The following is a 12,358-nucleotide window of genomic DNA, read 5'->3' on the forward strand; positions in this document are numbered from 1 at the left end:
TAGCAAGGACCGCCTTTGTTATTAAATCTGCCTTATCTACAACTGCTGAGTTACCGTACTACCATTTTCTGAGAAAAATACCTTCGCATCGGCTCCATTTACCAGTGATATTTGAGGAGGTATATGACCAATATCAACATCATACAGTACGGGCACGGCAACATTGTCAAAAGCGGCTTTAAGGGCATCCAGATAATTATGTTTAGTTGGGTCACTTATGTCGGGTGCAGCACTTCTACCTATAAGAACTCCATTTAAATTATCAAACCAACCCTGTAATCGTAAGCTAATTAATGCGCGTGTTAATTCACAGGGAGCCATTTCCACATTTTCAAAATAGAGAATTACTCCTTGAGCGCTATTGCTCGCCTTGAACAATGGTAAATTCCCGAATGGTGTACCTGCTAACCTCGATATTATTTCGAGGCAGCCGCCAATCAGTTTTCCACTAAAGGTGAGGGAAGAGGTAACACCATCAAGGCGTTTCCACTGTGTTTTTTGGGTCAGATTGAAACCTTCATCTGACGCTGTTCCCCATTGATTTTCATCAGCCTGGAATGCTGCTGAAGAGTACTGTTCTATTACAGTTCCACGATTCGATTCCAGAATTTCCCATACAGCCTAAGTGGTGGCATCTAACTTTTGAGCGCCAAGATCCATTAAGTTTGGCCCATGCAGAGTAGCCCAGCCCGAAATCGTGGTTAGTGGAAAATGAAGTGTACTTAGATCTGAAAAACCTACAAACCATTTTGGTTCAGACCGTACTAATAGATTAAAATCAATTAAATCAATCAATTCAATTGCTAGATCGCCGCCCCAGGGGGGCATGACAGCTTTTATGTCTGGGTCAGTAAGATAAGACATTAATTCTTCAGCGCGAGAACGCTTACTTGAACTTTTATTTTTGTGCTGCGCGCGTAAACAGCTTCCTTCGCGGACCTGGAAACCTTTTTTCTTTAGGTTTTCGATGGCGAGTTCCAACCTGGGGTGCAGGTGCTCAGGTACGCCAGAAGATGGAGCTGTTACACCAATAACATCTCCCGGAACCAGCCTGGGTGGAAAGAGGACATGCATGTATAAATCCTTTTCAGAACATGTGGAAATCCATAATCCATAAATTAAGCTTGGATGTAAAATCAGCAGGCGAAGACACCGCTCATTCTTTCCATGAACCTTAGCAACGTCCGCATCTGGCACAAAGTGGACTGACGGCAGGCTAAAGCCCGCTATGAGCGAAAAGCAGACGTTTGACTCACCCCCACTGCGCGTCATAGGACATCCCAGTCACAAGCTCAGGCAGCGCCTGCTGCAGATGTTCCCTGATGAAAACCCCAATCTCACTAACCTACCGCTAAATAAAACCGACCGTTATTTGTAAATTATTTTAATGATTTCCAGTTAATGCCGATAACCACTATGAGCGGGATCGATAAAATCTTCAGCAAAGAATTTAAATGTTTTAAAATCAAAGGGTTATAAAAATGAATCATCTGAAGCTCAACAGTTATTTCATGAATTTTAAGGTGGGAACCAAACTCGGTATGGGCTTTTTTGTGGTAATTGGTGCCCTTATCATTACGGCACTGGTTGCATCTGGCTGTCTTGACACCATTCAGGATAACTCGGAAAGACGAAGTCTGACCATCGAGATGAACAGCACATTCGGCACGGCCCGCCTTAATCGCACTCTGTATCAGTACACCAATGAGCAGCAGTATGCTGATAAAAATGCCGAGGCGCTTAAACAGCTGAGAAACCAGTACAATAAGCTGGCGCAATTTAACTGGGATTCAGGGGGGAAAACGTTTCTTAATGGTATTGAAGAAGCCATGAACAGTTATGGAACGCAAAGAAACATTTTAGTTGATTATATGCAGCGCATGATGGGAATGGCTGCCTCTTTGCAGCAACTTCCGTATCTCAGTCTTGCAAAAAAGATGGATTATCTTGCTGAAGGCGGAACGCTGGCTTCTGATACGTCTTCTTTAGTGGAGCGGTTGTCGTCTCAGCTTAAAGAAGTCAATTTGCAGCTTTTGACTTTTATCAAAGTACCGGAAGATAACAGCAGAGCAGCGCTGAACATTGCCCTTGGCGATGCCAGAAAAACGGCGGTTATGCTTGAAGAGGCTAAAAACCCTGCGTTGTCTGAAGTCACCTCATCAGTCCTTAACCTTATTGATAAGGTCTCTTCTTCAGTCTCTCCCTTTGAAACGCTCTGGTCTGCGCATTATGCGGCGGCAAAAACGCTGGTAAGCAGAGGTGAGAGTTTTGACGCCTCCCTGGCAAAAATGTTTGATTATCAAAAGAAAATATCTTCTGATTTTATTAAAACGGCGCAGATTAAAATTGTCTTTTTGTCGTTACTGGCCGTGATAATAAGCATTTTATTTGCCTGGCGCATAACCCTGAGTATTAAGCGGCCGTTGTCGCAAACACTCAGTATGGCACGCAGGATCTCTGAGGGCGACCTGACTCCAACTACCGTAAGCTATCGCAAAGATGAGCTGGGGCTGTTAATGCAGGCTTTTGATAATATGCGGATTAAGCTTGAAGAAATAATCAACAACGTGCGTAACGGCGTATCGAACGTAAACAGCGCGGCCACAGAAATAGCGACAGGAAATGAAGATTTATCGTCGCGTACAGAACAGCAGGCTGCCGCAGTTGTTCAGACAGCGGCCAGTATTGAGCAACTTACATCAACGGTGAAACTTAACAGCGAGAATGCGATTTGTGCCAGCAAGCTTGCCGGGGAAGCGTCATCGCAGGCCATCCAGGGAGGTCAGGTTGTCAGCGGGGTGGTTAATACTATGGAACAAATCAGGAAAAGCTCCTCACGCATTTCTGAAATAACCCAGGTAATAAATGGCATCGCTTTTCAGACAAATATTCTGGCTCTGAATGCCGCCGTTGAAGCAGCCAGGGCAGGCGAAGATGGAAGAGGTTTTGCTGTCGTCGCGGGGGAAGTAAGAAATCTGGCACAGCGCAGCGCAACAGCGGCAAAGGAAATCGAAGGGCTTATTCATGAGTCTGTCGGTCAGGTTAATACCGGCGCTACACAGGTGGAAAATGCAGGTAAAACAATGCAGTCCATTATTGAAGCTGTGGCTCAGGTGAATGAGGTTATGAAAGAAATAGCTACTGCTTCAGATGAGCAAAACCGCGGGATCAGTCAGGTCAGTCAGGCGATGACTGAAATGGACAGCACCACTCAACAAAATGCCGCACTGGTAGAGCAGTCAGCTGCAGCGGCCGGATCTCTTCAGGAAGAAGCCGGGCGTCTGGAGCAGGCGGTGGCTTTCTTCAAAACAGAATCTGTTCTGGTGTCATCGGTGCCAACGGCTGTCATAAGAAAACTGCAAAAACCGGTTACAGCTACCTCGCATTCTTCAGTGGAAAACTGGCAGTCATTTTGACGTTACATGGGCTTAAATATGCTTGAGACGAAATCATAGCAGGCTGCGGCAGATACCTCACTTGTCAGTTAATGCAATGCAGGAATGATTTGTTAGCTCAACAGTCAGGCATCTGCTTCAACTTCATTGCCCACGTTGATGCTCGTAACGGGGACATTGGCAATGTTTACTGTTAGTCACCAGCGGCCAAAACAGAAAAGCCGGAGTGAGGGGATGAGATACGAGAAGCTGAAATTGAACCATCGATTAAGGCAAACGATCGCGTGGCGTTGAGCCCAGTATAATATGAAAAGCATTTGTCGATGCCGCCTGATGACCTGTCTCATTAGAAAAACAGTTTAATATTAAAAGTTTATACTTTTAGTGCAAAGCGAACTCACTTGGGCGTAAGGCCCGCTTTGAGCGAAAAGCGGACCCTGGCCTATAGGGTCAGGCATCAGGCGGGGCAGTTTTACAGGTTAAACGGCAGTTTTGCAAAAGATGAGAACAGATAAAGATAATTGACGAAATCTATCTGACAGGCGGCCACGGCATGAGCGAGATGAACACACTTACCGGCTTGGCTCCCCACGATATGCACTTAATACTCGATTATGGCTGCGCATGTGGACGCGTCGCCAGCTTCCTATATCCAGACAACATTGCCGTTGCTTCATCCATCCGTTGGCGATCAAGTTTATAAAATACCCAGTTTTTGAACGTTTCGAGGTCACACTTCCGGCTTTAGCCAGATTTTGTAGAGGGCCTGTCACCGTGGGCTGATTCAGACCAATTTTTTCAGTGATAAATCCGGCACACACACCATCCTTGACCAGATTGCCGTCTGCGTCGATCGTGTTCTTCTTGTTTCAGAAGCCGGGATTGAAGCAGCGATGTTGTTAATGCTCGATCTGCTAGACATGTTGTAGGGCCTTCAGGCGTCGCTGCGGTTGCGCCACTTCTTCATTATGCAAAAGTGCTGGGCGGCCGAAAAGTTGACTGCATGGTGAGCGGTAGAAATATATCTGGCTCCCGCTATCTTAAACGAGTTAATGAGGCACACACTGACGAAACGGAGCAGAGGTGCGGTCGGCTGAGAGAGTGTTGAGCCACGTACTTATCAATACTCAGTGAGAGGTTGCTGTGAAAGGTTCCTTCTGATTTTTACTCATCTGATAACTGGCTGTAACAACAGAGAGGGATCAGGCGTACGGGAAGTTAAAATCTGGCTGCAAGATCCCCTGTCTCAGTGGGAGGCGGTGCTCGGTAAAGACCGGCAAAAAAGAGGGCTCCGATCCCCTCTGTATAGACGATTTCATCCAACCTTTTGCCAGCGGCAACGTATTAAAAAGCCCCCTTAGGGGCTTAAGGTTTAAATCATCATGTGGCAAGTAGAGCCGAATCAAAATCGGTATTGCAGGCCGGCTGTAATGGTATAGTTTTTATTTGAAATACCAGCCGCATCTCCACCGATGGATGCTGAATCACCTGAGAGTCTGTCAATGATCTGAGTGCTTCCTTTTCCCTCTTCATATTTGCTGTAGGTGAATTCAGCAAATACTTTGGCATTGGGCGTCACATAATATCCAGCATCTACCGAGGTTCCGTAGTAGCGCGAATTAGTCGTTTTCTCACGGAAGGTGAGATCACGCATGTAGTGCTCGTCGTTATCGTGTGCCCGAACCCAGTCACTGAATTTAAATAAGGCGTTAAATTCAAAGTCATTAATACGATACTGGCCCGCCAGGCCAATGTAAGGCATAGAAAAACGCTGGCTGTAGCCAATACCACGTTCGCCTCTTGGGAAATCACCGGTAGAAGCACCGTTATCGTAGTTGTAAGTGCCACCAAAAGCTGTCCAGCTTAAACGGGTTTCCTGATAACCCGCCATTAGCCCTGCTTTATAGCTATCGCCCTGTAATGCCCAGCCCTTTACATTGAGATCGTATTCATTGGCGTAATTGACATCCGTGCGGGGATGGGATGAATGGTCTGTCCATTCGGACTGGTTGTCATCAAGCCAGTCATAGTCATCCATGTGACCTGAACCAGAAGCCAGAGAAGTCCAGCCTCGTGCATTCAGCGTCAGAAATGAGTAAGCATCCCAGGATAGCTCGCCTTTCAGAATAGCCACATTCTTTATTTTCCAGTCCAGCTGACTGATTTTACGGCCTGTGTCAGGGTCATAAACCATCTCATGCGATTTCCCGCTCAGCATCCCGGCTGACGTCGAGACTGTAAAGCTTTCCGGGGAAAAATTCGGTGAAAAACGACCTGATTCAGCGCAGGCTCCGCCTGAGAGAGTCGCCATCATCATCACTGCAACAGTGCTTTTTTTCATTTTAAATTCCATATCCATAAAGGTAATCCTTGTACAGCAGTTCCGTTCTTTTCGTAGCACGGTTGCTGCGCTCCTGAACTCATACAAGCCCCAGAATGTTGACGAAACCCTGCGACACGACTTACAGGAAGCCGTAGGCCTATCACCTGACATTTTCGCTCGCATTTTGGAACCGTTAAGGCAAATTTCTTCATCGGCTTTTTTTTAAAAAACATTAATTATTTTTGTCATTCCGCAGGTCGTCATTCACGACGTCATCTTTTGGCCACCCAGTGATTTCTTTTCAGGTGAGCAGCCGTTGCGAATGCCTGGTATCCGCCTGGCGTAAAACGGAAATATGAGAACATCACTACAATTGTGAGTGTTATTTCCCGGAGATTGGTTCCCAGGGCACCAGCAAAATGCGCTGCTGCAATGTCCGCTTTTGGCACAAAGCGGACGTCTGACCTGAATGATCATCTTAGATCTGAAGACTGACGATGAATGGTACTGCACGTTCTTAAATGCCGCTCACCAGCATGGAGGTGCCAGATGATGTTGAAGATGGAGCAGATGCTTAAAAGGCGCGGTAAGCAAGGCGTAGCCTGTGACAGTCGTATAAATCCTGCCATACCTTTACCTGAAGCGTCATTCGGGCTTTCAACAATGCAAATGTTTATGTAAGCCCTTTTAACCCCGATGAGCGGGCTTTGTGGCGCTGGAGAGGTAAAAGACGAGATTTCCGGGGGGGGATAAAAAACACCTTGCAGCGATAGGCACGGAACTTAACACGGTAGCTGACATGCCCGCCCCGCGCCCCTCATGGCACGGAACGCTTTCCTCTTCGGGCCGTCTTCCCCGCGCTTTATAGTTTCTCCATTGCTGCCAGTTTCACCCTGATTCAGGGGGAGCAGTAATCTGAAGGTTGACGTGAGCCGGCCTGTTTTATACTCACTTTCTACCTGGAGAGCGGGCCACATGAGGCAATATCCGGCAGCGCGTTACCACCGGATGTGATTGCATCTGATGCGGCTACCCCACAAGCACTGCGGTTTTACAGAGATTCAACCCGGCTGGTGCGCTGGCCGTCATGCTTCACCGAGCGAATTATCACGGCACTGCTGACCTGCGGCAGTCTGTTGGAATCATAGCGCTGCCAGTTGGCACCGTTGTCCAGGCTGTACTCCAGCGTAACGCCGGGCAATGCCACATTCATCGACAGGATGCCATCAACGATTTTTGCTCCCGGTACCGGCAGGCGATAATCAATGCCCGCTTTATCCAGCTTCGCCCGTTCCCCTTGTCCCAGCAGATTGGCAAATCGCTGCCAGTCATGCAGGCGCGCCTGCTGATCGACGAGATGGGTCTTACCCCCGGTATACTCCTGACCCGTCTGGTAATCCCGCTCCCAACTGGCGCGGTGTCAGCTTCGTTCCGCTACCGCAAACAGGCGTGGAAAAATCATGTGTTCCATTTGTGCGTCGGTGCGTACGGTTTCGCTCCACAGTTGGGCCGAGAGTCCATAAGCACCGCTCCAGGGTTTCTCTGATTTGGCGCTGAAAACGTTGCCGTGGCGATCCACTGAGGTTTCAGCATTTTGCGGCAAGTTATCCAGAGCGAAGCTAAAGATTTTACGCTCGTCGTTGAAGCGCGTGCCCCCCTCAATACAGGGATTGAGATAGCTGGTGCGGTCGTAAAGTTGCACCGAGGTGGTATTGGCGCCGTCGGTGGGATCGATCAGGCGATACGCACTGGCCTGTTCCGGCTCTCCCGCCTTCATCAGCCGCTGGTAGCGTGCTTCCATGGCGATGACTGCCGCACGGGCATGGGCGGGCCTATCGATTTGCGGGATCACCTGAATGTGGCGGGCCTGCGCATACTTCACAATTTCTATGTAGTCGGCGCGACGGAAATAGCCGCTGCCGTTGTTATCGCTCAACGGACCGGACCCGAGCTGAGGCAGCAGACAGCGCTGTTCGGTCAGGTCATGACAGCGTTTAGCCCCTACGTCAGTCAGTTCCGGTAAGCCGGGAATTTCAATCCGCCAGCCCTCATCGTCACTGAGGTGAAAGTGGAAGCGGTTCATCATCCACGCCGCCATTTGATCCAGCAGCCGCATGACCGTCTGTTTACTGTGAAAGTTTACGGGCCACATCAAGAAATGCGCCGCGATAGGCAAAGTGCTGCGCATCATGGGCTTCCAGCGTGGCAATACGTGGCGCGCCTTCACCGGGTATCAGCGAAAGAATTGACATCAGACCGTAAAAAGCACCGGCAGCATCGTAGCCCACCACCACGCTGGCACGTCGGGGAGGGTATCCAGAGCGTATGCGCCCGATTTAGCCTGCCTGCCGCTGAAGTGACCTGGTTTGATTTGTGTCGTGACGGCAAACCCATCAGGCTCTTCTTTCAGGCCGAGCAGGATCAGACGCTGTTTCACCGCCTCTCCTGTTTCACGTGTCAGCCCGTTAAGGGATAGCCTGACGCCACGGCTGAGATCGGCCTTCTGCGGGTGGAGTTTCACCTCAAGTGGCGTTGGTGTGATTTGACCGCGCAATGCAGAGGCGGGCAGAGTAGCAACATCGCTGTTTTTCTCAAACCGGCTGGCGGGCTGCATCAGGACAATATGATCATCGGCACTGTGTTGATCACCCAATGACAACACAAACTGGCTGGGTTCTTCATGATCGGTACTGGCAATAATTTTGGGGATTGCCTGCCCGAACGTGACATACCAGCGCGGCATTACATCGGTAATAAACCGTTGCCAGTATTCATTAACGATGGGAATCTGCACCGATTCGCCCGCACCAATGCCGGTGAACGTCTCGGTCGGCTCCAGCCGGGTTAAGTCACCGACCAGGTGGGTCATTTTAAACTGATCGTTATCGACACGCAGCGTCTGGTGGACATTGCTCATGTAGATTGCCCAGTGTTTGTCAGTGAGGGCAGGGCCGTTATTGGTCAGAGTAATGGTGGCGCGATTGCAGGCGGCATAGTCGGCACCCAGCGCGGCGCAGTCAATACCCTGCAGGGCGGCCTGATTATCGTTCACCTGATAAGTGACGCCAAACTGGCTGATTTGATTCACCACCTGCTGTGCTGACAAGCTGGCGTGGACTGAGACTGCAACGCCCAGCAGAGTGAGCGCCATAAGACTTAACTTTAACATGTTGATTCATCCTTGCTGCTGAAGAGATATCCGGGAATTAGCAGGGCGTCAGAACAGCGTAAACGGCACGATAACCATAAATTTGAGGTCCTTCTCATCCTGAAAAATGTTGCCGTAACCGCCGCTGTAACTGGGCAGGTTGCTGTGGTTGTCGTAGCGGGTGTTGCGCAGTCTGAACTGGTTATCTTTGGCGCGGCCCTGCTGGATTTGATAGATCAGATCAAGGTTCCAGGCGGACTCCTTCAGCCGCTGACTCTGGTCAACGGTGGGCAGCGTGGCGGGTCTGGCATCCCAGCTCCAGACGTAGGATGCGCCCACTTTCCATCCCGCCAGTTGCCACGGCATTAAGTCGAGCATCGCACCGGCAAAGATCGCTTTTTCGCTATTGGCGTTCCAGTCGGAATGGACGTCCCACCAGATATCCAGTCTTCCCTTTGAACTGGCGTAGCCCGGCGTCATGCGTTGAAGGAAGAAACCCTGATTACCCTCTGCTTTGACCCAGCTACCTTCGAGGCGCAGATCAACCGGGCCGACGGTATAACCGACCGTGATCGCCTGTAGCCTGGCCATCATAGACATCGCGGGGGTTAGCGGCCCCGCCCGCCACGTTGTCGTGCGCGCCGTAAAACTGATAGCTGACACTGAGTGCATTGCCGTAAGGGGTGGCTGACCTCGATGCTTTGGTAAAGTACTGATCCATATAATCTGCTGCCTGACCCCGTGCGCCCTCCAGCACCAGATTATGTTTGAAGTCATATTTCATGCCGAACGAATGCAGGTGGCTGATATGGGTTTTGCCATCAGCCTCGCGGAAATCATATCAATCACGATACCAGGGGGCTTTATATTTATCGCTCCACATCCAGGAAAGCGATAATTTTCCCGCCTGCTGGAAATCATACAGCGCACCCACTTCAATGCCGCGATAGGTTCCGGGTAAAAACGCCAATGCGGCGCAATGATTGTCTGGCCGGTTAGCTGAATATAACCGTCACGTAACCAATAATCGTTATATTTCAATTTCAGCGCGGCTTTATAAATCGAGACACCACCGCTGTCACCATTCCACTTTTCATCCCAGCGCATACGCGCCTAACTGAAGCCAATTTCGTCGGGTGCGGCGGGACCGCTGCTGGCGAGTTCGTCTGCGCCAAAAACCGCAACGTCCAGACCGATCCACTCTGCGGCATAGCCTGACTGGTAGTCGAGATTACTGTTGAACGTGGCGTGATGTAAATTCGCCCGGTACTGCCCCCGATATTCACTGGATGGGTCAATATCTTTACGGTCTCGCTGGCGCTGCCAGTAAAAAACATTCCCTTTTAACGATGCGGCCTCAATAAATCCACTGGCATTCGCCGGAGATAAATTTATTGCTGTCAGCGCTAGTGTCACAGCGGGCATTTCTATTAAGGCTAACGCGTAATTAATTTTTCGCATGACCATTCCTCCCTGAATGAAATTAATATGCTTGCACAGAATATTATTTTTGTGGCGACAATCTATTTTTCGCGACGTGAATTATCAATTGGTGGCAGGGTATTTTGTGAGGTATTACGCAGAATCCGATGACAGAAAATAAAGCAGGTGCAATATGGGAGAGGAAATCAATTTTTTGATATCGATGATAGCGCAGAGCAGGGGTGTCGCAACGGGGGCGGCAGACGAGCCGGTGAAGCAGACTCTGTGACGATCAGCCTGCTCAGGCAAGCAGGCTGACCCATAACGCGCTTACACCTGCTTCACCGCCCATCCCTTTTGTTTACTGGTTTTGCCAATGCCAGGATTGAAGCTATTGGTGGGATCGAGCTGGCGATAGAACGCCGCCAGCTGTGGTTTTGCCTCATAGAGATGACCGACGTTATGTTCAGCGGGATATTCCGCGCCCCGCGCCTGAAGGATCTCCAGCATCTGCGCTTTCAGCGCATGCACATCGACGCCTTTTCTGACGATGTAATCCTGATGGAAGACGTGACAGAAGAAGTGACCATAGTAGAGGCGATGGCTCAGCGAGGTGCGGATCTCATCGGGCAGGGTTTCGAACCAGTCAGTATCGTTGCGACGCAGGGCGATATCCAGCGCCAGAATATCTTCGACTTCATCAGCATGCACCGCGTGGTAGCGCACTGCCGCACCTGCCGCGGCAAAGCGATGCAGAAAGGCATGCGCACCTTCTTTACCTTCACACTCAAAGTACTCGCCACCGCCTTCACGGAAGTAGTCGCGCAGGTAGTTACGCGCTTCCGCCACGCCATCGCCCGACATCTTCAGCATCAGATGGTGTTCATATTTGTCGCGATACTGCTTCATGCGTTTGGGCAGATGCGCCGGAAACAGTTTACTCAGGCGCTGTAACAGGCGATCGCTGAAGTGTGGTTTAACGAATGAGAGTTTGCTTAGCCAGGCATCAATCCGCCCCTTCAGTGTGAAAAACAGCGGCATCTTGTCGGTGCCCAGCTTGTCGATCATCAGGAAGGTATCTTTGCCGTAGACTTCCGCAACGTCATAGATGTCGCGGTGCATATATTCTCCCGCTACCGGCAGATGGGTGAAATGCGCCAGTATGTGACGGCGGATATCGTTAAGGACGCCGGGTTCGTTGGTGCCGATATAAAACACCTGCTGCTGGGGTTCGCGGGCGAAGGTATCGAGTCGCACCGCGAATACCGCCAGTTTCCCGGCACAACCGGACGCTTCAAACAGGCGACGCGCATCCGCGTTATAGCGGGCGGGCGTATCCGCATCCACTTCACGAACCCGATCGGCATATTCATGATCGGAGGCGTGACGGCCATCGTGCTGCACATCTTCAGGCTGCCAGCGGTCGTCATCCAGCCGCCCCAGAATCTCTTCCGGTGACGTCCCAAGATCGATGCCCAGATGGTTCACCAGCTTCAGTTTTCCCTGCGCATCAATCTGGGCAAACAGCGCCATTTCGCTGTAGGCCGGTCCGCGCTTGATCAGCGACCCGCCGGAGTTATTACAGATGCCGCCCAGCACCGAGGCACCAATACAGGAGGAGCCAATCACCGAGTGAGGTTCACGTCCCAGCGGCTTCAGCGCTTTTTCCAGCTGATAGAGTGTGCTGCCGGGAAACGCCAGCACCTGCTGGCCTTTGTCGATCAGCTGAAGCTTATCCAGCCGCAGGGTGCTGACAATCACCAGCGGACGATCGTAATCGTCGCCATGCGGCGTCGAGCCTTCTGTCAGGCCGGTATTCGCCGCCTGCATCAGGATAATGACATCCGCATTCACCAATGTTTGCAGTACCCGCCAGAGCTCCAGCAGCGTACCAGGAAACGCCACCGCCAGCGCCTCGCCTTCGCCGGAGCGAAAGCCTTTGCGATAGCGGGCGGTCTGTTCAGGTTCAGTCAGCAGATGGGGGGGGCCGACCAGGCGGCGCAGGTCAGAAAGCAGGGCAGAGGTTTGTATCATGAGCAATTCCCTTGTCTTATCAGTGCGATCTAACTG

3 protein-coding genes and 4 pseudogenes are annotated in these 12,358 nt (G+C 50.6%); 1 reads left to right on the top strand and 6 read right to left on the bottom strand.

Features of this window, described 5'->3' with window-relative positions; all coding sequences use genetic code 11:
• Positions 1-36: 36 nt before the first annotated feature.
• Positions 37-1,074 (bottom strand): annotated as a pseudogene (locus WFO64_RS01940) (S66 family peptidase).
• Between the two features lie 407 nt (positions 1,075-1,481).
• Here WFO64_RS01940 and WFO64_RS01945 point away from each other — a divergent pair.
• The gene (locus WFO64_RS01945; RefSeq protein WP_337008477.1) at positions 1,482-3,416 is read left to right on the top strand and encodes a methyl-accepting chemotaxis protein; all 1,935 of its coding nucleotides are present in this window, start codon (positions 1,482-1,484) and stop codon (positions 3,414-3,416) included.
• A 591-nt stretch (positions 3,417-4,007) separates the two neighbouring features.
• Here WFO64_RS01945 and WFO64_RS01950 read toward each other — a convergent pair.
• The 5 genes and pseudogenes from WFO64_RS01950 to dld form a co-directional block, all read right to left on the bottom strand.
• Positions 4,008-4,240 (bottom strand): annotated as a pseudogene (locus WFO64_RS01950) (ArsR/SmtB family transcription factor); the annotation flags it as partial.
• Positions 4,241-4,797: 557 nt separating this feature from the next.
• On the bottom strand, positions 4,798-5,736 hold the full coding sequence (locus WFO64_RS01955) for an omptin family outer membrane protease (RefSeq protein WP_337009469.1): 939 nt from the start codon (positions 5,734-5,736) through the stop codon (positions 4,798-4,800).
• A 1,033-nt stretch (positions 5,737-6,769) separates the two neighbouring features.
• Positions 6,770-8,887 (bottom strand): annotated as a pseudogene (locus tag WFO64_RS01960) (family 20 glycosylhydrolase).
• Positions 8,888-8,935: 48 nt separating this feature from the next.
• Positions 8,936-10,291 (bottom strand): annotated as a pseudogene (locus WFO64_RS01965) (OprD family outer membrane porin).
• A 327-nt stretch (positions 10,292-10,618) separates the two neighbouring features.
• A complete protein-coding gene (dld, locus tag WFO64_RS01970) occupies positions 10,619-12,322 on the bottom strand; it encodes a D-lactate dehydrogenase (RefSeq protein WP_337008478.1) in 1,704 nt (567 codons plus the stop codon).
• Positions 12,323-12,358: the final 36 nt, after the last annotated feature.

This window comes from Pantoea sp. AS142 (genome assembly GCF_037152305.1).
Taxonomy (GTDB): Bacteria; Pseudomonadota; Gammaproteobacteria; order Enterobacterales; family Enterobacteriaceae; genus Pantoea.